General features: G+C 33.2%; 19 protein-coding genes. 8 read left to right on the top strand and 11 right to left on the bottom strand.

Features of this window, described 5'->3' with window-relative positions:
- The first annotated feature begins 11 nt into the window (after window positions 1–11).
- Both serA and ACY3JO_RS00150 read left to right on the top strand, forming a co-directional pair.
- Window positions 12–1,589, top strand: a complete 1,578-nt coding sequence (serA, locus tag ACY3JO_RS00155; RefSeq protein WP_463084805.1) for a phosphoglycerate dehydrogenase — start codon at window positions 12–14, stop codon at window positions 1,587–1,589.
- The gene (locus ACY3JO_RS00150; RefSeq protein WP_463084804.1) at window positions 1,576–2,163 is read left to right on the top strand and encodes a cob(I)yrinic acid a,c-diamide adenosyltransferase; all 588 of its coding nucleotides are present in this window, start codon (window positions 1,576–1,578) and stop codon (window positions 2,161–2,163) included. The genes serA and ACY3JO_RS00150 overlap by 14 nt, the downstream gene beginning before the upstream one ends.
- Here the strand turns inward: ACY3JO_RS00150 and ACY3JO_RS00145 are convergent.
- Window positions 2,160–2,990, bottom strand: coding sequence for a hypothetical protein (locus tag ACY3JO_RS00145; protein ID WP_463084803.1), 831 nt, complete (start codon window positions 2,988–2,990; stop codon window positions 2,160–2,162). The two genes, ACY3JO_RS00150 and ACY3JO_RS00145, sit on opposite strands and share 4 nt — an antisense overlap.
- A gap of 42 nt (window positions 2,991–3,032) precedes the next feature.
- Here ACY3JO_RS00145 and ACY3JO_RS00140 point away from each other — a divergent pair, with 42 nt between their 5' ends.
- A complete protein-coding gene (locus ACY3JO_RS00140; protein WP_463084802.1) occupies window positions 3,033–3,827 on the top strand; it encodes a sugar phosphate isomerase/epimerase family protein in 795 nt (264 codons plus the stop codon).
- A gap of 24 nt (window positions 3,828–3,851) precedes the next feature.
- Here the strand turns inward: ACY3JO_RS00140 and fba are convergent, their stop codons facing one another.
- Window positions 3,852–4,781: a class II fructose-1,6-bisphosphate aldolase gene (gene fba, locus ACY3JO_RS00135; RefSeq protein ID WP_463084801.1), complete on the bottom strand. Its 930-nt coding sequence runs from the start codon at window positions 4,779–4,781 to the stop codon at window positions 3,852–3,854.
- 150 nt (window positions 4,782–4,931) lie between these two features.
- Here fba and ACY3JO_RS00130 point away from each other — a divergent pair, with 150 nt between their 5' ends.
- Together ACY3JO_RS00130 and ACY3JO_RS00125 are read left to right on the top strand one after the other, a co-directional pair.
- Window positions 4,932–5,168: a glutaredoxin family protein gene (locus ACY3JO_RS00130; RefSeq protein WP_463085676.1), complete on the top strand. Its 237-nt coding sequence runs from the start codon at window positions 4,932–4,934 to the stop codon at window positions 5,166–5,168.
- A 22-nt stretch (window positions 5,169–5,190) separates the two neighbouring features.
- Window positions 5,191–5,460: a co-chaperone GroES gene (locus ACY3JO_RS00125; protein ID WP_463084800.1), complete on the top strand. Its 270-nt coding sequence runs from the start codon at window positions 5,191–5,193 to the stop codon at window positions 5,458–5,460.
- 25 nt (window positions 5,461–5,485) lie between these two features.
- On the opposite strand, the gene ACY3JO_RS00120 is transcribed toward ACY3JO_RS00125, so the two are convergent.
- Window positions 5,486–6,334, bottom strand: a complete 849-nt coding sequence (locus ACY3JO_RS00120; RefSeq protein WP_463084799.1) for a DUF6941 family protein — start codon at window positions 6,332–6,334, stop codon at window positions 5,486–5,488.
- A 98-nt stretch (window positions 6,335–6,432) separates the two neighbouring features.
- Here ACY3JO_RS00120 and ACY3JO_RS00115 point away from each other — a divergent pair, with 98 nt between their 5' ends.
- Entirely contained in the window at window positions 6,433–8,100 is a 1,668-nt protein-coding gene (locus tag ACY3JO_RS00115; RefSeq protein WP_463084798.1) for a uridine kinase family protein, read from the top strand.
- On the opposite strand, the gene cysK is transcribed toward ACY3JO_RS00115, so the two are convergent.
- Window positions 8,097–9,032 (bottom strand): cysteine synthase A, encoded by a 936-nt coding sequence (cysK, locus tag ACY3JO_RS00110; protein ID WP_463084797.1) that lies wholly within the window; start codon window positions 9,030–9,032, stop codon window positions 8,097–8,099. The two genes, ACY3JO_RS00115 and cysK, sit on opposite strands and share 4 nt — an antisense overlap.
- A gap of 109 nt (window positions 9,033–9,141) precedes the next feature.
- Here cysK and ACY3JO_RS00105 point away from each other — a divergent pair, with 109 nt between their 5' ends.
- Window positions 9,142–10,365 carry an MFS transporter gene (locus ACY3JO_RS00105; RefSeq protein WP_463084796.1) on the top strand — a complete coding sequence of 408 codons (1,224 nt, stop codon included), beginning with the start codon at window positions 9,142–9,144 and terminating at the stop codon, window positions 10,363–10,365.
- On the opposite strand, the gene ACY3JO_RS00100 is transcribed toward ACY3JO_RS00105, so the two are convergent.
- The 4 genes from ACY3JO_RS00100 to lexA all read right to left on the bottom strand — a co-directional run bounded on the left by ACY3JO_RS00100 (window position 10,278) and on the right by lexA (window position 14,133).
- The gene (locus tag ACY3JO_RS00100) at window positions 10,278–10,673 is read right to left on the bottom strand and encodes a DUF1667 domain-containing protein (RefSeq protein WP_463084795.1); all 396 of its coding nucleotides are present in this window, start codon (window positions 10,671–10,673) and stop codon (window positions 10,278–10,280) included. The two genes, ACY3JO_RS00105 and ACY3JO_RS00100, sit on opposite strands and share 88 nt — an antisense overlap.
- A 1-nt stretch (window position 10,674) precedes the next feature.
- Window positions 10,675–11,919 carry an NAD(P)/FAD-dependent oxidoreductase gene (locus tag ACY3JO_RS00095; protein ID WP_463084794.1) on the bottom strand — a complete coding sequence of 415 codons (1,245 nt, stop codon included), beginning with the start codon at window positions 11,917–11,919 and terminating at the stop codon, window positions 10,675–10,677.
- Entirely contained in the window at window positions 11,903–13,357 is a 1,455-nt protein-coding gene (locus ACY3JO_RS00090) for an FAD-dependent oxidoreductase (RefSeq protein WP_463084793.1), read from the bottom strand. The genes ACY3JO_RS00095 and ACY3JO_RS00090 overlap by 17 nt, the downstream gene beginning before the upstream one ends.
- 125 nt (window positions 13,358–13,482) lie before the next feature.
- Window positions 13,483–14,133: a transcriptional repressor LexA gene (gene lexA, locus ACY3JO_RS00085; protein WP_463084792.1), complete on the bottom strand. Its 651-nt coding sequence runs from the start codon at window positions 14,131–14,133 to the stop codon at window positions 13,483–13,485.
- A 193-nt stretch (window positions 14,134–14,326) separates the two neighbouring features.
- On the opposite strand from lexA, the gene ACY3JO_RS00080 reads away from it, so the two are divergent.
- Window positions 14,327–15,430, top strand: a complete 1,104-nt coding sequence (locus ACY3JO_RS00080; RefSeq protein WP_463084791.1) for a hypothetical protein — start codon at window positions 14,327–14,329, stop codon at window positions 15,428–15,430.
- A 58-nt stretch (window positions 15,431–15,488) separates the two neighbouring features.
- Here ACY3JO_RS00080 and dnaJ read toward each other — a convergent pair whose 3' ends face one another.
- The 3 genes from dnaJ to ACY3JO_RS00065 are packed head-to-tail and all read right to left on the bottom strand — an operon-like array spanning window position 15,489 to window position 18,974.
- Window positions 15,489–16,652 (bottom strand): molecular chaperone DnaJ, encoded by a 1,164-nt coding sequence (gene dnaJ / locus ACY3JO_RS00075; protein WP_463084790.1) that lies wholly within the window; start codon window positions 16,650–16,652, stop codon window positions 15,489–15,491.
- A 1-nt stretch (window position 16,653) separates the two neighbouring features.
- Window positions 16,654–18,474 carry a molecular chaperone DnaK gene (gene dnaK, locus ACY3JO_RS00070; protein WP_463084789.1) on the bottom strand — a complete coding sequence of 607 codons (1,821 nt, stop codon included), beginning with the start codon at window positions 18,472–18,474 and terminating at the stop codon, window positions 16,654–16,656.
- On the bottom strand, window positions 18,474–18,974 hold the full coding sequence (locus tag ACY3JO_RS00065) for a nucleotide exchange factor GrpE (RefSeq protein ID WP_463084788.1): 501 nt from the start codon (window positions 18,972–18,974) through the stop codon (window positions 18,474–18,476). Before ACY3JO_RS00065 ends, dnaK begins: the two co-directional genes overlap by 1 nt.
- Window position 18,975 lies beyond the last annotated feature (1 nt).

Genomic DNA, 18,975 nt, shown 5'->3' with positions numbered 1-18,975 from the left:
GAGGGGGAAGAATGGAAAGATATAAGGTATTGGTTTCTGATCCATTAGCGGAAACTGGACTAAATAAATTAAAAGAATGTTTTGATGTAGATTATAAGCCGGGGCTTTCTAAAGAGGAGCTTCTTAATATCATTGAAAATTATGTTGCTTTAGTGGTGAGATCCGAGACAAAGGTTACAAAAGAAGTTATAGAAAGAGCCAAAAACTTAAAAGTTATTGGTAGGGCAGGGGTAGGAGTTGATAATATTGATGTAGAGGAAGCAACAAGGAAGGGAATTCTTGTCATAAATGCGCCTGAAGGTAATACTATAGCTGCTTGTGAACATACTATTGGATTAATGTTAGCTATTTCTCGTAAAATTCCTCACGCCTTTTGGCTTTTAAAACAAGGTAAGTGGGAAAGAAAAAGTTTTATAGGTAATGAACTTTATGGAAAAACTTTAGGTTTGATTGGACTTGGAAGAATTGGATCTGAGGTAGCAAAGAGAGCAAAATCCTTTAGAATGAGAATTATTGCTTATGATCCTTTTATATCCTTAGAGAAGGCAAAAGAGCTTGAAGTTGAGCTTACCAATGATCTTTATTATCTTCTAAGAGAAGCGGATTATGTCTCATTACATTTACCATTGACCCAAGAGACAAAAAACCTTATTGGAAAAAAAGAATTGGAAAGCATGAAACCTACTGCTTATCTTATTAATTGTGCAAGAGGTGGACTTGTAGATGAAACTGCTCTTTATGAGGTATTAAAGGATAGAAAAATAGCTGGTGCAGCCTTAGACGTATTCAAGAGTGAACCTATAGAGCCTGATAATCCTCTTCTAACCTTAGATAATGTGGTACTTACACCCCATTTAGGTGCTTCTACTCAAGAGGCTCAAGAAAAGGTTGCTCTTATTGTTGCGGAGGATATGATAAGATTCTTTAAAGGAGAAGTTGTTACTCATGCTGTTAACTTGCCAATCCAAGTTTCTTCAGAGATTTTACCCTTTATAAGGCTTGGAGAGAAGCTGGGTAAGTTATTGGCACAAATTGTCAATGCTAATCCTGAAGAATTAGAGATACAAATATGTGGAGAATTAGCTAATAAAATAGGGACTTCTCTTGCCTCAGCAGTAATTAAGGGATTTTTGGAACCTATATTAGGTGAAGAAGTAAACCTAATAAATGCTCTTCCTATGGCAAAAGATAGAAAGCTGAAGATCAAAGAAGTAAGGACAGAAGAAACGGATACATACAGGACTTCATTAAGATTAAGATTGAAAACAGAAAAGGGATTTATAGAGCTTTCTGGGACTGTAAGTAGAGATCAAGAGAGACTTTTAAAGATACAAGACTATTATTTAGATCTTGCTCTTGCTCCTTACCTTTTAATTGCATTTCATATTGATAAACCAGGTATTATTGGTCAAGTAGGTACTATTTTAGGTGAAAATCAAATCAATATTGCTGCAATGCAGGTAGGAAGAAAAGAGGTAGGGAAAGATGCAGTAATGGTACTTGTAATTGATAATCCTGTGGGCGAAGAAGTATTAAATAAAATAAAAAGATTAGAAAATATCATTGACGTATATTATGTCTGCATCTAATAGGATACATGGATTAATACAGGTATATACAGGTGATGGGAAAGGAAAAACAACAGCCGCTTTAGGGCAAGTTGTAAGGATTTTAGGGCATGGATTAAAAGTACTTTTTGTACAGTTTGTAAAAGGAAATAGTTTTACAGGAGAATTTCTCTTTGCTCAGAAAGTAGAAAATTTAGATTTTTGGCAGTTTGGAAGAGATTGTATTTATTCTTCTGGCATAAGAGAGAATATTATTGAATGTTATGTTTGTGGGGAATGCTTTATAGGAAAGGAAGGACCTACAGATAAGGATTTAGAAGTGGTGAGAGGGGGATGGCAAAAGGTGCTAAATAATTTCAATAAGTATGATCTATTGGTATTAGATGAGATCAGTCTTGCCATATATTATGGGATAATAAAGGAAGAGGAAGTAATAGATTTTCTAAATAAAAAACCCGAATATCTTGAAGTAATATTAACTGGAAGATATATGCCTGAAAGTATAAAAGAAAAAGCTGATTTAGTTACAGAAATGAAAGAGATAAAACATCCATATCAAAAGGGGATTAAAGCAAGGTGGGGTATTGATTATTAAAATCTTAATGTTCCTGTGAACTTATATTTTAATTTTAAATTTGAGGAATCTTCCTTATCAAGAAAAGTACTAAAATTGAGATTTAATAGATTTAGATTTAAACCTATGCCTAAGGTATAGTTTTGGATATTTGTAATATTTCCTGCGCTTCCCAATCTTATTACCAATATATCTCCCAGATTTTGTTCAAGCCCAAATCTTAAAAGATTTAAATCTTTTGTATTTGAAAATTTTTCTACGTCTACCAAATCTAAATAAAGGTTAGTTGTGTCATTAAAGAAAGAAAGATTTAAACCTAAGCTATATTTTAAAAGTGTTGTTACTTTATATTCATTATCAGATAATTTTTCTATAGTAATTCCCTCTCCTACAACACCTGTTCTAATGTTTCCAACTTTTAGAAGTATACCTAAATTACCCTTTATCAAATTTTGTCCTTCCACATAATTGGCTGATGTTCCAAAATAAAGGTAATTGGTGAGAGGAAAGGATATAGCTCCTCTTATATTTTTAAAGGTATATTGCTGAGTATTGGGATCAAAGGATAAGTCAACACTTAAGGCGTAAAAAGTAGTTGACGGATAAAAGTATGATATTTTTACAGTTTGATTATTTGTAGAATCTATAGAAAAGGAAAGATAGGAGAATTTTTTTAGAGATAAAGTAGCGGGGCTAAAAAAGTATGTTTCTCCATCACTATTAAGGGTTACAAAAGTAAATCCTAAACCTGCTGATTTAGCATCAAAAAGTGTAAGATCCTCTTGTGCAAAAGAGGAACCAAAGATAGAAAGATATAAAATTATAAATATTAAAAGTATTTTCTTCATAATGTTATATCTCCTAATAAATTATAGTATAATATTTCAAATATGAAAATAGGATTTTCTTTTTTATCTTTAAAAACTTATTCAGTAAGAAGAGCTATTGACATTACTCAAAATTTAGGGGGTAATACTTTAGAGCTTTTTGGAGATCTTGTCTTATTTTTTAATGGAAGACTGTTAGAGAAACCAGAAAGGATAAGAGAATATGCAGAAAATAAAAATTTCTTTCTTACTATGCATCTTCCTTATATAGATATTAATTTAGGATCCTTTAATAACCTTATATGGAAGAGTAGTGTGGATGGTGTTTTGAAAGCATTGGATTATGCATATAAGATAGGTGTAGAAAGGGCAGTATTACATCCTGGGCGTGTCCCTCTAAGAATTTTCCTTCTAAAATATCTCGCAAAGAAAAGGCTGAAAAAATCTTTAGAAATAATAATGGATAAAGCAGATAAATATGGTATAGAGATTACCCTTGAAAATACCTACCTTGGTGATAATGATTTGTTTGAAAATGTAGAGGAGTTTAAAAAATTTATTGATACATTTAGAGGAAGATTAAAAGTTTGCTTTGATTTTGGACATGCAAATATTTCACCTCAAGGGCTTTATAAATCTTTTGAAGTATTAAGACCACTTATTAACCATATTCATATACATAATAATAATGGAACAAAAGATGAGCATCTTTCCTTAGTAAAAGGGAAAATTCAATTTGAGGAATATTTAGGTTTTATCAGAAATTTTAAAGGATCTATTATTTTAGAAATTAACTCTTTAAATGAAAAACGTGAGGATTTAAAAAGAAGTATACGATATTTGAAGGGAGAGAGATAATCTCTCTCCCTTTTTATTTTTAAATTATATCTGTTCGCTTGAACCGAGGACGTTTCTTAATTTATGTTTTACTAATTTTTTGACCTCGTCTCTTGCTGGACCAAGATATTTTCGTGGATCAAATTCCTCTGGATGTAATGCAAAAATTTCTCTAATAGTAGCAGTAACAGCAAGTCTTAAATCAGTATCTATATTTACTTTACAGATTCCCATTTTTGTGGCTTCTCTTATCATTTCTTCTGGTACACCTTTTGCTCCTCCTAGTTTTGCTCCATATTTATTTGCCTTTTCTACATATTCAGGAAGTACTGAAGATGCTCCGTGTAAGACTAATGGGAATCCTGGAAGTCTTTTAGCAATTTCTCGTAATCTGTCAAAATCTAATTTAGGTTCACCTTTAAACTTATAGGCGCCATGGCTTGTACCGATAGCTATAGCAAGGGAATCTACTCCAGTTCTCTCAACAAATTCTACTGCTTTATCTGGGTCAGTGTAAGATGCTTCTCTTTCAGAAACTACTACATGTTCCTCAACACCAACCAATCTTCCAAGTTCTCCTTCTACTGCTACTCCTCTCGGATGCGCATAATCAACAACTTCTTTTGTAATTCTTACATTCTCCTCAAAGGGAAGATGAGATCCATCAATCATTACAGATGTGAAACCAGCATCGATTACTTCTTTACAAAGTTCTACACTATCACCATGGTCTAAATGCACTACTATTGGGATATCAGGAGCATCTTGTACTGCTGCTTCAATTAACTTCATTAGGTATACAAGTTTTGCATAGTTTCTTGCACCTTTTGATATTTGTAGGATTAAAGGTGATCTTTCTTCTTTTGCTGCTTCAATTACTCCTTGTAAAATTTCCATATTATTTACGTTAAAAGCTCCTATTGCATATTTACCATAACATTTTTGGAATAATTCTTTTGGGTTTACTAAAGGCATTTTTATACCTCCTTAAAATTTAGGAATTTTACTTAGTATAGCATGATCTTTTATGAGAAAAATTAAAAAAATTTTAAATTGACTTAATAGATATATGTTTTTATAATATACCCCATGAAGTATATATCTGGAGGTGAAGTAATAATGAATATGCCAAGAGTAATAGTATATTCAACACCCTCTTGTCCTTGGTGTAACGCAGCTAAAAGGTATTTACGAGAGAGGGGTATCAGATTTTATGATGTTGATGTCTCTAAGGATAAAAAAGCAGCAGAAGAAATGGTAAGAAAATCTGGTCAAATGGGGGTTCCTGTAATAGATATTAATGGACATATAATAATAGGCTTTGATAGAGCTAAAATAGATAGGTTATTAGGCCTTAGATAAAAAATAGTAGGAGGTGAAAGACGTGAAAAGAGTAATCCCATTAGAGGATAGGGTGCTTGTTAAAGTTATAAAGGAAGAAGAAAAAACACCTACAGGTATAATTCTTCCTGATGTAGCAAAAGAGAAGCCTCAAATAGCTGAAGTTATTGAAGTAGGAGATGACGAAACTATAAAGGTGAAAAAAGGAGATAAAATTATCTTTGCAAAATACTCTGGAACAGAGATCAAGGTTAATGGTGAAGATTATCTTATTTTGAGTAAAGCAGATATTCTTGCAAAGATAGAAGAATAAGGGAGCATTAATGCTCCCTTATTTCTTATTCTTTAATCACCTTCAATACAAAGGAATTAACTTCTTCATTATTAAGGAAAACTTTAACTAAGTAATCTCCCTCTCTCTCAAATGAGAAGTTGGATACTTCATCAAATAATGTAATAACAGATCCAGCATTTATTTCAAAGCTTTGAGGTTCTGATTTATACAATAATTTTTTGTCAGGTGAGAAAATTTCTATGTGTTGGTTGTATTCACCTTCACCAGACATCCAGCCATTTATAATAATAAATGAATCTATTAATGGTAACTCATCGGTAGCGTAATATTCGTAGACTCCTTTTATAGATGTTAGACCATCATGGTTTTCATAAATCTCAAGGGCAGGAAGAGAAAAAACTAAAATAGGTTTTTGAGTCAAAACTTCTGGAATTTCCACATCTTCGTCATTTTCTAAAATAAATAAGGGTATTTCTTTTAAAAGTTTTCCGTCTGCTTTCACTTGTACCCAATGAACTCCTGGCTCTTCGAAGGCTACATCTTCAAAAGTCCCTAAAGAATATAGTACATCGTTTTCTCTTTCCAATTTAAAGCTACCATTGATAGTACCTAATATCTTCTCTTTACTTGGATTTAATAGATTTAATTCTATATCGTGTTTTCCATTCCCCATCCATCGAGCGTATACATGAAAAGTATCTGTTTGGGGAAGACTGTCAAAATTAATTATACTAAATATTCCGTCAATTAAGGTAAGACCATATTCGTCTTCTATTATACTTGAAGCTATTGCAACACCTATTAGTTTTATACTATTGGGATTTTCTTGTGCATAGGATAGACTAAAAATAAAAAAAATAGAGATTAAGAGAAAAGTAATAAACTTCTTCATGAGATTTTCTACTCCTTTCTTTAAATCTTCTTGGAAATATTATAAACTAAATTAAAAATTTTTTAAATAAGAACTTAAATATCTGGGAGGTTCTTATCATGATAAATGTGGAATTTAGAGGGGCAATAAGAGCAGAGATAGAAAATCCTCAAAGAGTTATAGAAATTTTGAATAACAATAAAGAGATAGCTTCTAAGCTTTTAAACGAAGGGGAGATTCCTGTTGGAGTGAGGGTAGATGGAGAGATAGAAGATCTTAATTTTATGATTGCTGAGGATATTAGAATAGATATTATTGGTAGTAGATCTAATTTAGGTAGGAGAATATTAGAAAGAAGTTTTATATTTCTTTTAAACTTAGCAGTGTCCAAGGTTTTTCCTGATCAAAAGGTTTTGGTAGAGCATTCTTACCATAAGAGTCTTTATGGTAGATTCAAAAATTATATACCGAAGTGGGATGATATGGAAAAAATAAAAGAAAAGATGAGAGAGTTATCAGAAAGTGACATAACTATACAAAAAAAATATATGGATAAAGAAGAAGCGCTAACCCTTTTTAAAGAAAGGAATGAGGAGGATAAAATTAGACTTATAAAATACATACCTTTTTCTAAGATTCCCATTTATTTTGTAGATGACCATTATGAATATTCCTTTTTACCCTTGGTGCCTTCCACATCTTTTTTGAAGACCTTTGATTTAAAACTTTATCAGCCTGGTTTTATATTAATTCTTCCTGATGATAAGGATATAGAAAAGCTTAGTGAATTTAAAGAGATAGTTAAGTTATTTCAAGCTTTTTATGAATATAAAAATTGGCTTGAAATATTAGGACTTATAGATGTGGCATCTTTAAATGAAACAATTGAAAGGGGAGAGGTTTCAGAAGTAATAAAAGTGGCAGAGGCTTTACATGAAAAAAAGATTGCCCAAATAGCTGATGAAATTTGTTCTAAGCTTCCAGACTTAAAACTGGTATTGATAGCTGGACCTTCATCCGCAGGTAAAACTACCTTTAGCAAAAGATTACAAATTCAGTTAAAGGTGAATGGCTTGAGACCTATTGTCATAGAGATGGATGACTATTTTTTACCTCCCCAATATATATCAAGGGATGAATATGGAAATTATGATTTTGACAATCCTAAGGCTGTAGATATAGAACTTCTCAATGAGCATTTAAATATAATTATGAATGGGGGAGAAGTGGAACTTTTCAAGTATAATTTCCAAAAGAAGAGAAGGGAAAAATCAGGAAGGATAGTAAAAATAGATGAGAGAAGTATCATAGTGATGGAAGGAATCCATGCCTTAAATCCAGAAATGACAAATCTTGTTCCTGGCCACATGAAGTATCATATTTTTGTAAGTGCCTTGACCCATCTTAATATAGATAATCAAAATAGGGTACCTACGACTGACTCTCGCTTAATAAGAAGAATTGTAAGGGATAGTATTTTTAGAGGATATGGTGTTGTAGATTCCATAAGACAATGGCCTTCTGTAAGAAAGGCAGAAGATTTATATATTTTTCCAACCCAGGAAAGAGCTGATGTAATGTTTAATTCTGCATTAGTTTATGAGTTTCCAATTCTCAAAACTTTTGCTGAACCAATGCTTAAAGCTATTCCTCCATATTATCCAGAATATCCTGAGGCAAAAAGACTTCTTGATATTCTCTCTCATTTTCTGCCCTTGTCTCCTACCGAGGTTCCTATGACCTCTATTTTGAGAGAGTTTATAGGAGGGAGTTCTTTTACATATTAAAATCTATATTCTTCAAAGAGATCTGTAGAAATATATCTTTCTCCAGTATCAGGTAGTATTACTACTATATTTTTATTCTTATTCTCTTCCCTTTTTGCAACTTTTAGCGCTCCATAAGTAGCAGCTCCTGATGAAATACCACATAATATTCCTTCTTCTCTAATTAATTTTTTTGCGGTTTCTATGGCATCTTCGTCTGAGACTTGTATTATTTCATCTATAATATTCAAATTAAGCACCTTTGGTATGAAACCAGCTCCTATACCTTGAATTCTATGAGGATAAGGATTGCCTCCTGATAGTACTGGAGATTTTGATGGCTCTACTGCAATGATTTTGATACTATTTTTTCTACTTTTAAGAGCTTCTCCTATGCCTGTTATAGTTCCTCCTGTACCTACTCCACCAACTATTATATCTACCATCCCATCAGTATCTCTCCAAATCTCTTCTGCAGTAGTTTTTCTATGAACCTCTGGATTTGCAGGATTTTCAAATTGCATAGGTATAAAGTACTTTTCAGGATTTTCTCTTACTATTTCCTCTACCTTTTCAATGGCACCTTTCATACCCTTCTCTTTTGAAGTAAGAATAAGTTCTGCCCCAAAGGCTCTTAATAAAGCTCTTCTTTCAAGACTCATGCTTTCAGGCATAACAAGTATTAATTTATAACCCTTTATAGCGCAAACCATGGCAAGACCTATTCCTGTATTCCCTGAGGTGGGTTCAATAATTGTCTTTTCTTTGGATATTAAGCCTTCCTTTTCTGCCTTTTCAATCATGGATAAAGCTATTCTATCTTTTATGCTTCCTCCTGGATTGAAGGATTCTAATTTTGCAAATACATTTGCATAACATCCTTGTGTGATTTTATTTAATTTAACTAAGGGAGTGTTTCCTATTAGTTCTAATATATTATTTGCTATTTTCATTTTTCCCTCCATATTAGCTTTTATCTAACTTAGAGTAATTATATCATACTTATTTAGTATTTTTTCAGCCTTTGGTATAATTATCTAAAAAAGTTTAGGAGGTTTACTTTTGAGAAATAAGCGAAATTATATTTTAGCCTTTTGGGATCCAGTCTTTTTTATAAATGGGATGATCTTTTTGAATGTTAATACGGTGATTCCTTATTTTATTATTGCTCTTTCTGGAACTACCTTTCATATAAGCTTGGCAAACTTTTTAGCTGTTCTTGGGAGTTTCTTATCTTCTATCTTTATTGCAAGATATGTTCAGAGATTAAGGATAAAAAACAAAGTTTTTGCTAAAATTCTTCTTATTCAAAGATTTAGCTTCTTAATTTTTGTCTTTTTATTTCCTTTTATTCTTAAATATTTTGGAAAAACAGCTACTATTTATTTATTCTTACTTTTTTACGGAGTATTTAACTTATTTGTGGGAACTTATGGACCCTTTTATTTTAGCATTTTGGATAAGATACTGCCCTTTGAAGAGAGGGGACGTGTAGTAGGTAGAGGTAGTGCATTAGGAAATTTGATTGCTATTTTTATGACTTTCCTTTTAAATTTTTATATAAGCAAAATCCCTTTTCCTTATAATTTCTTTCTTATATTTCTTACCGGTACCTTTATTCTACTTTTGGATGCTCTGCTTTTTTATTTTATGGAGGAAAAAGAGGGAGATTTTTATAAAGATAGTTTATCCTTTTCCCAATTTATGAAGAGGGCTTTTTCTATTTTAAAAATTAACCCTGTCTTTAGGAAAGTTGTAGTATCTCTTCTATTTTTAGGTCTTTCTCTTACCACTTTGCCTTATTTTATTGTTTATGCTAATAAAAATTTTGGGTCTTTGAATAATATAGTTACAGCCTTTAATTTTGGTTATATTCTCTCCAGTGTTTTGGGAAGTTTTATTTTGGGTGAGTTGACAAAAAATTTAGGATACAAAAAAGTATTATCCTTAGGTATAGCTCTTGGTTTAGTTGGATTTATTGTAGTTTTTATATTTAGAAATTTAATTGGTACAATTCTTGGTAGTATTCTTGTTAATTTAACTTTTGTCTCTAACATTCTTACCTCTGGGTTTATCATAACAGGAGTATCTCCTAAGAAAGAGCTCCCTGTGTATTTGGCGGTAAGTAACACTATAGTGATGGCTTTTTCTTCTTTAATGCATCTTTTGAACGGAGCTATAATAAAATATTGGGGTTTTTATGTGCTCTTTTTTGTCTCCTTTATTTTTCTTGTATTTTCCTTTGTTTCCATAGGGCGAGTGGTTATTACATCTACTGGTAACTGAAATGTATTTTCTAAAACCTTATAACCCATAGGAACCGGTGCGGTAATCTCTATTTCAGATAACTTTTCAAGGAGAGGGAAGATACATTCTTTAGGAATAGCAGATGTGGTTTTTACTGGTACAACTTTATATTTGCCATTTTTTATTCTTACCGTAGTAGTTAAAGTTCTTTTAGGATTTTTAAACTCCTCTAAGGCGTAATTTCTTCCTTTTTCACACTTATTTCCTTTAACCATAATATCTTCTCCTATCTCTATCTCTAAACTGCAACTTAAGGGACATACTATACAAGTTATTTCCTTTTTCATATTATCCCTCCATGAAGAATTTAGGATTTTCAATATCTCTTAAAAATTCAGGTTTTACTTTTATGACTATCATTTCTGCTGGTTTTACTACTGGAAATCTCCATTCTTTTATTCTTTTATCTTTATCTTTTAGTGTTAAAATGGCTGATTTTTGAGGCTCTTTTACCCTGAAATAAAAAGTGATATCTTCTAAAATAGGAAAACTCAGATATTGAGGTACTACAAGTCTTAAGTTTCCATCAATCTGAATATGTACTCTTTTTTCCATATTTATTTCATTATTTATATAACTTACTGCAGATTTTCCTGCTAAAATTCCTTGTAAAGTTACATAGTCTACTAAGTCGTTTACAAGCAAAGAGTTTCCACATGAGAAAATACCTTCTTTTAAAGTATAGAGATATTGGTCTACATAAGGTCCTTGGGTCCTTGGATCTAAGGGTATATTAATGTTTTCTAATAAATCATTTTCTGGAATTAAACCTGTAGAAAGGAGCAGTGTATCACATTCTATAAATTTTTTATCCTCTATTATAGGATTCTCATTATCATCTACGGGAGCTATATATACACCTTCCACTCTATCTTTTCCTAAAATCTCAACTACTGTGTGTTTTAGATAAAGAGGTATATTATAATCTTCTAAGCACTGTACTAAATTCCTTGTGAGTCCTCCAGGATAAGGGAGTTTTTCTACCACACCTATAACTTCTGCTCCTTCCCATTTTAACCTTCTTGCCATAATAAGTCCAATATCTCCAGATCCTAAAATAAGTATTTTTTCTCCTGGAAGGTATCCTTCTATATTTACTAATCTTTGAGCAGTACCAGCTGTATATATACCTGCTGGTCTTGTGCCAGGAATTTGTAAATTTCCTCTTGTTCTTTCCCTACATCCTGTGGAAAAAATTATGGCTTTTGTTTTAATTTCCCAGATGCCATCTCTATTTATAGCTGTAATTTTTTTATCCTCCGTTATATCTACTACCATTGTTTCAAGCCATACTTCTATATTAGGATATTTTTCCATTTCTTTTATGAAACGGTATGCATATTCTGGACCTGTAAGTTCTTCTTTGAAATATATGACGCCAAATCCGGGATGTATGCATTGGTTTAAAACCCCTCCCAATTCTTCATTCCTTTCTAAGATTAATATGCTTTTTCCCCTTTCTGCTGAAGAAATACTTGCTGAAAGTCCCGCTGGTCCTCCCCCTATTATTGTTATATCAACTTCTTTTTGCATATTTCCACCTCACTTTATTTTCTCCATTAAGTAAGAAAGATTTTCCACCCCTTAAGGTAATCATGTTCATGGGTATCTCTAATTCTTCGGAGAGGATTTTCATAATGTGATAACTACAGAAGGCACCTTGGCATCTTCCCATACCTGCCCTTGTTCTTTTTTTAATAGCTTCTAAGGTACGAGCGGGAAGAGGTGAATTAATTGCATTTCTTACTTCCATCTCACTAACATGTTCACACCTACAAATTATATGTCCCCATCTTGGATCTTCTTTTATAAGATTTTCCTTTTCTTCCTCAGTCAATTCTTTAAAGGATACTATTTTTTCAAAATTTTTTATATTTCTCTTTCTTTTTATATTTTCTTTTTCCATGAGCCATTCTACTGCAATTTTGGCAAGAGATGGGGCAGAGGTAAGCCCTGGTGAATCTATACCTGCAAAATGTAAAATGTTTTTAAATTCTGGGATCTCTTGTACAAAGAAATCTTTGTATGTACTTGATGCTCTTATTCCTGAAAAGATATTTATTACGAGGTTAAAGGGCACATTAGGAGTTAATTTTTTAACTTTCTCCTTTACTTCAAAAAGTCCTTCCGTGGAAGTGCTTTTATCTTCTTTGTCCTCTATATTTTCTGCAGTAGGTCCTAATAAGATGTTACCGTCTACTGTTGGAGTTACAAGGACTCCTTTCCCTTTTTGAGTAGGTACATGGAAGATGGTACTTTTTACAAAGTTTTGAGTCTTTTTATCAAGAACAAGATATTCTCCCTTTCTTGGGGTAATTGCAAAAGGATAATCAGGATCTAATAAGTGGATTATTTTATCAGCGTATATTCCTGCACAGTTTATTATGTATTTACAATAATACTCTGATTTATTTGTTATTACTTTGTATCCTACATCCTTTTTCTCTATTATTATTGCTTCTTCACCAAGTTTTATTTTTGCCCCATTTTCAATAGCATTTTCTAAGGCATGGATGGTAAGAAGAAATGGGTTAGTTATACCCGAGGTGGGAAAGAACAAGGCATATTTTACTTCTTCATTTATATTTGGTTCTCTTTTTAAAATTTCTTCTCTTTTTAAAAGTTGTATCTCTGTTGCTCCATTAATTATTCCTCTTTCTTTTAGCTCAAGAAGAGTTTTTAGTTCCTCATCATTAAAGGCAAGTACATAGGCTCCTATTCTTTTAAAGGGTACTTTTAATGCGTCACATAAATCTTTGTATAGTCTGTTTCCCTCCACATTAGTTTTAGCCTTTAAAGTACCAGGTAGTGGATCATATCCTGCATGAACAATAGCACTATTTGCCTTTGTAGATCCCATTGGTATATCCTCCTCTTTATCTAAGAGGAGGACAGAAATCTTATAAAAGGATAATTCTCTTGCAATTAAGCTTCCTATTATTCCTCCCCCAATTATGATTACATCTTCCATTTTTTTACCCTCCTTTTATAAAAAGCAAAAACCGCCCACACTTTTATAAAGTGGGGCGCTTCTCCTTATCTCCTCGCCCTTTTTATATTTAAATTTTTTATAATTATAGCATAAAGATTAATTATTTAAAATACCCTGAGAAGCCCAATAACCTTCCCTATAATGGTAAAGGGAGGATAGATTACAGAGTATCTTTTATTTGCAGGCCTTAAGCATGGTATTCCATATTCTTCAGATAGATATTTTACGGTGGATTCTCCATCTTTCAATGCTACTACAATATCTCCCTTCTCTGCTGTGGGTTGCTTCTGCACAATGATAAGATCTCCTTCTATTATATGGGCCTCTATCATACTATCTCCTTTTACTCTTAATAGGAAGCTTAAATCAGGATTTTTAATCAATCTCCTTGGTATTGGTATATATTCTTCTGTATTTTCGGGAGAATCAACAGGAACTCCTGCTCTAATAGTACCTACAAGAGGTAAGATACAATATTCTTCTCCATCATTACTTCTTAAATGAAATCTTCCATTTTTATCTTGTACGAGATAGCCTTTATCTACAAGAGCTTTCAGATGAAAATAGGAAGATCCTGAAGATTTTAAACCAAGAGCTCTTGCTACTTCTCTTACAGTGGGCATTCTTTTTTCTTTTCTGCAATAACCTATTATAAATTCTAAGACTTCTTTTTGTTTTTTACTTAAGTATGCTTTGTAAACTCTCATAATAATTATTATAACATAATTACCTGAACTAAAATAAAGTTTTTTCAAGGTACTTGACATAAAAGATATTTTTAGTAAAATAACAAACAGTTAAAGCTTTTCTGGGTGGCAAGAAAGGAGGTGAAGAAGGGACCTTTAGGTTGCCACTTGTGAGAAGCAAACTGGTAAGGTAAGTTAACGACACTTACCAGGTAGTCATAAAAAATATAAAAAATTTAAATCCTAAGGGGGTCAAGGAAAGATGAAGAAATTAGTATGGTTGTTAGTTTTAGCTCTTCTTGTGGTTCCTGCATTTGCCGCCAATTTAAGTACTTCTAATTGGATTGGTGTAGGATTTCATACCAGATTAGTTCCATATGGTGGTCAATACTATGTAATTTGGGGAACTTGGGCTTCTGGAAATATTAACTACTCTTTATCTGGAAGCTCCAATCTTGGTAGTGTTAATGCTAATGTGAAAATCAATTTACCAGGGGCAACATTTTCTGATAACTGGGTATCTGGAACAATTACATTCTCCAAAGTATTAAATACACCATTAACTGTATCCTTCCATAAGGGAACATTGAGCGTTTCTGGAAGTTCATTATCCGGTGCAACTGGTATAAGCGTAGTAGCAGATGTAGCTCCAGTTAAAGTGACAGTTGGTGTTGCACCAAACGATGATTGGTGGGTACCATCTACAGGCGGAATGCTTGATGACTTCACATTAAATGCTACTGTAGCAGCAAGAGCAGATGTTTCTGTTAATGCACCAGTAGCACTTTCTGCATATGGTTTAGTAGAAAAAGCAACTGGAACAATGAGTGTAACTAATTGGGTAGTAGGTGGTTCTGTAACTCCAGTAACAACTCCAGTAAGCTTAACTGTTTATGCAGAAGCATCAAAAGCTCCAGAACAACTTGTTGGTGCAACAGTTAAGGCTCTTGGTGGGAAAGTAACAGTTGATGGTAACTATAAATTACAAGCTAAAACCTTTAAAGTCTCTGTTAGTGGAGATAATTTAGTTCCTAATGTATCTAAGGTATACGTTGAATATAATACCGCACAAACATATACATTGTTTGGATATGTTTCTGCTTCCTTACCAGTACCAGTAGGATCCTTATCCCTTGGAGCAGCAGTAGCTAATGGCCCAGATACACTCTTTGGTGGATTTGGTAAATGGTCTGTATCTCTTGGCGGTGGTGTATCTCATGACCTCTTAGTAGGTTATAGTTTTGATTGGGATGATTATAGCAGTAATGGTTTCAATAGAGGTAACTTAACAGGAGCAGGTGATCTCTGGGGCTTTGATGTAAGAGGAAAAATTTACGCAGAGAGCAAGTTAATGATAGGATTCTAACCACCTTAAAAATAAAAAAGCCCCCCAATTTTTGGGGGGCTTTTTTATTTACTCTTAATTATTTTTTAAATGCGTCCCTAATTTGTTCAAAGATATTTTTATTTTCCTCTATCTTTGTTCCTCTTAATTTTGCAAGTTCAAGAAGGATTTCCTTTTCTTTTTGAGATAAATTGGTTGGTACTGTAATATAGACTCTAATTTTTTGATCTCCCCTTTTTGTAGGATTATTTAAATTTGGTATTCCTTTACCTTTTAATGTAATTATCTCATTGCTTTGAGTTCCTGGTTTTATTTTTATCCTTTCCTTTCCTTCTAAGGTAGGAACCTCTATTTCTCCTCCTAAGATAGCTGTAATAAAATCTATGGGAAGATCCATCCATATATCTTCTCCATCTCTCTTAAATATTTTATGTGGTTCAACATGGATGTATATATAAAGATCTCCATTTGGTCCTCCATTTTCTCCTGGCTCTCCTTCTCCTGCGAGTCTTATTACATAGCCTTCATCTACACCTGCGGGTATTTTAAACTCAATCTTTCTCTTTTTTCTTACTTTTCCTGTACCATGGCATTCATGACATGGATTTGTGATTATTTTTCCTTCTCCATGGCATTTTGGACACGTGGTGATCTGAACAAATTGTCCAAAGGGAGTTCGTCTTGTAGTTCGTACCTGCCCTGTACCATTACACATATCACAGGTTATAGGATTAGATCCTGGCTCTGTCCTTGTTCCTTTACATACAGGGCAAGTTTCCAATCTTGTTACAAAGAACTCCTTTTTTCCTCCAAAGGCTGCCTCTTCTAATGTAATGTTAATATCATATCTTAAATCTGCTCCTTTTCTTGAAGTTCTTTGTTTTTCTCTTCTTCCAAAGATATCCCCAAATATCCTGTCTCCAAAGAAATTTTCAAATATGTCTTCAAAAGTTCTTCCAAAGTTTCCAAAATCAAAATCTCCTGGATTCCATCCTTGTTGGAAATCTCCATAACCTGCAAAATCTCCTACATTTCCAAATTGATCATACTGGGCTCTCTTTTGTGGATCAGAAAGTACTTCATATGCCTCATTTATCTCTTTAAATTTTTCATGGGCAGAGGGATCTTTATTAAGATCAGGGTGATATTGCCTAACAAGCCTTCTGTAAGCTTGTTTTATTTCATCCTGGGTGGCATTTCGTGGCACACCCAGGATTTCATAATAATCTTTTTTGGTGGGCATATTATTTCACCTTATATTCTCCGTCTATGGTTTTTTCTCCTTTATTATCATTGGGATTTTGGCCTTGGTAATTTCCAGTAGCTCCTGTAGACTGATACATGTATTGGCCTATCTCACCAAGGGCTTGGGTTAATTCTTCCATTCCTTTTTTAACTTTTTCCACATCTATTCTTTCTCCTTTGATTAATTCTTCTAAGTTTTTAATTTTATCTTCCACCTTCTGTACTAAATCCTTGCTTACTTTATCCCCATAATCTTTGATAGTCTTTCTTGCAGTATATATTAGATGTTCTGCCTGGTTTCTTGTTTCAATTTCTTCTCTTCTCTTTTTATCTTCTTCTTCAAATTTCTTTGCCTCTTCAGTCATTCTTTTAATCTCATCTTCTGAGAGTCTAATGGCATTTGATATGGTTATTCTTTGTTCTTTTCCTGTAGCCTTGTCCCTGGCAGATACATGGACAATTCCATTTACATCGATATCAAAGGTTACCTCTATTTGAGGTACACCACGAGGGGCAGGTGGAATTCCATCTAATATAAATCTTCCAAGGGAGATATTATCCTTAGCAAGCGCTCTTTCTCCTTGTAGAACATGAATCTCTACGCTTGTCTGATAATCAGCAGCTGTTGTAAAGATCTGACTTTTTGATACAGGAATAGGAGTATTTCTCTCAATAATTTTTGTAAATACTCCACCAAGAGTTTCAATCCCAAGGGAAAGAGGAGTTACATCTACAAGAACTATGTCTCTTATCTCTCCACCTATGACTCCTGCTTGTATTGCTGCACCAAGCGCAACAGCTTCGTCTGGATTTACATTTCTTTGAGGTTCCTTACCAAAATGTTTCTTAATCCATTCTTGGATACTTGGCATTCTTGTAGATCCACCTACAAGGATTATTTTATCAATCTGGGATGGTGAAAGTCCTGCGTCTTTTAATGCCCTTTCTGTAGGTTCTTGGGTTTTTTCAACTAAATCATATGTTAATTCTTCGAATTTTGCTCTTGTGAGGGTATAGGATAGATGTAAGGGATTATTTCCTTTCATGGCAATAAAGGGTAGATTAATTTCAGTGGATAATTTGGAGGAAAGCTCTATTTTGGCTTTTTCTGCAGCCTCATATAATCTTTGGAGAGCTGTTCTATCTTCTCTTAAATTAATTCCATGTTCTTCCATGAAGTTATCTATAAGCCAATTTACAATTCTTTCATCAAAATCGTCTCCACCCAGTCTATTGTTTCCAGCTGTTGCGATTACTTCAAATACACCATCACCAATCTCTAAGATGGATACGTCAAAGGTACCACCACCAAGATCAAAAACAAGAATTTTTTGGTGTCCTTCTTTATCAAGGCCGTAAGCAAGGGCAGCTGCTGTAGGCTCATTTATAATTCTTACTACTTCTAATCCTGCAATAGCTCCTGCATCTTTTGTGGCTTGTCTTTGAGCATCAGAGAAGTAGGCAGGACATGTTATTACAGCCTTTTCTATGGGTTCACCTAAGTAGGCTTCTGCATCTTTCTTGAGTTTTCTTAAGATCATGGCAGAAATTTCTTGAGGAGTATATTCTTTTTCATCAATCTTTACCTTATAATTGGTTCCCATGTGTCTTTTAATAGATTTTATAGTCCTTTCTGCATTTACTATGGCTTGCCTTTTGGCGGGTTCTCCTACTAAAAGTTGTCCATCTTTGGTGAAAGCAACAATAGATGGAGTAAGTCTGCTTCCTTCTGCATTTGGAATTATAACTGGTCTGCCACCTTCTAAATAAGCTATAAGAGAGTTTGTAGTTCCTAAATCAATTCCTACAATTTTAGCCATTATTCTCTACCTCCTTTTTCTATTTTTTTTGATACTATAACTTTTGCAGGTCTCAGTAATCTATTTTTAAATAAATATCCAGGTGCTATCTCCTTCACTATTAAATTATCTTCTCCATCCTCAATCTCTTCTATGCCAACTGCTTCATGAACGGATGGATCAAAAGGCTTTCCTAAAGCATCAATTTTTGTAACTCCTTCTTTTTGAAGGAGATTTTCAAATTGTTTATATATCATTTGGACCCCCTCTATAATAGCATCTTTTTTTCTATTATGCTTTATACTTTCTAAAGCCAAATAAAAATTATCCATTATATCTACGATTTCTTTTAAAAGTCTTGCATTGGCAATTTCTTGCCATTCTTCCTTTTCTCTTCTAAGCCTCTGACGGAAATTTTCAAATTCCGCTTGAAGTCTTACGTACTTAATTTCCCAATCTACCTCTTGGGGAGCCTCTGAGACTACTTCATCTTTTTTAACTTCTAATTCTTTTTCCTCCATA

Source organism: Dictyoglomus sp. LHC4 (assembly GCF_055181355.1).
The sequence above is the reverse complement of the archived record's forward strand: the minus strand, read 5'-3'. Positions and strand labels throughout refer to the sequence as shown.

Excerpts from the sequence above, each read along its gene's own strand:
- fba (WP_463084801.1), bottom strand. The coding sequence starts at position 4,781 with ATGCCTTTAGTAAACCCAAAAGAATTATTCCAAAAATGTTATGGTAAA.
- dnaJ (WP_463084790.1), bottom strand. The coding sequence starts at position 16,652 with ATGCCCACCAAAAAAGATTATTATGAAATCCTGGGTGTGCCACGAAAT.
- ACY3JO_RS00140 (WP_463084802.1), top strand. The coding sequence starts at position 3,033 with ATGAAAATAGGATTTTCTTTTTTATCTTTAAAAACTTATTCAGTAAGA.
- ACY3JO_RS00115 (WP_463084798.1), top strand. The coding sequence starts at position 6,433 with ATGATAAATGTGGAATTTAGAGGGGCAATAAGAGCAGAGATAGAAAAT.
- ACY3JO_RS00095 (WP_463084794.1), bottom strand. The coding sequence starts at position 11,919 with ATGCAAAAAGAAGTTGATATAACAATAATAGGGGGAGGACCAGCGGGA.
- cysK (WP_463084797.1), bottom strand. The coding sequence starts at position 9,032 with ATGAAAATAGCAAATAATATATTAGAACTAATAGGAAACACTCCCTTA.
- ACY3JO_RS00100 (WP_463084795.1), bottom strand. The coding sequence starts at position 10,673 with ATGAAAAAGGAAATAACTTGTATAGTATGTCCCTTAAGTTGCAGTTTA.
- ACY3JO_RS00080 (WP_463084791.1), top strand. The coding sequence starts at position 14,327 with ATGAAGAAATTAGTATGGTTGTTAGTTTTAGCTCTTCTTGTGGTTCCT.
- ACY3JO_RS00120 (WP_463084799.1), bottom strand. The coding sequence starts at position 6,334 with ATGAAGAAGTTTATTACTTTTCTCTTAATCTCTATTTTTTTTATTTTT.
- ACY3JO_RS00065 (WP_463084788.1), bottom strand. The coding sequence starts at position 18,974 with ATGGAGGAAAAAGAATTAGAAGTTAAAAAAGATGAAGTAGTCTCAGAG.
- dnaK (WP_463084789.1), bottom strand. The coding sequence starts at position 18,474 with ATGGCTAAAATTGTAGGAATTGATTTAGGAACTACAAACTCTCTTATA.
- ACY3JO_RS00130 (WP_463085676.1), top strand. The coding sequence starts at position 4,932 with ATGCCAAGAGTAATAGTATATTCAACACCCTCTTGTCCTTGGTGTAAC.
- ACY3JO_RS00145 (WP_463084803.1), bottom strand. The coding sequence starts at position 2,990 with ATGAAGAAAATACTTTTAATATTTATAATTTTATATCTTTCTATCTTT.
- serA (WP_463084805.1), top strand. The coding sequence starts at position 12 with ATGGAAAGATATAAGGTATTGGTTTCTGATCCATTAGCGGAAACTGGA.
- ACY3JO_RS00090 (WP_463084793.1), bottom strand. The coding sequence starts at position 13,357 with ATGGAAGATGTAATCATAATTGGGGGAGGAATAATAGGAAGCTTAATT.
- ACY3JO_RS00150 (WP_463084804.1), top strand. The coding sequence starts at position 1,576 with ATGTCTGCATCTAATAGGATACATGGATTAATACAGGTATATACAGGT.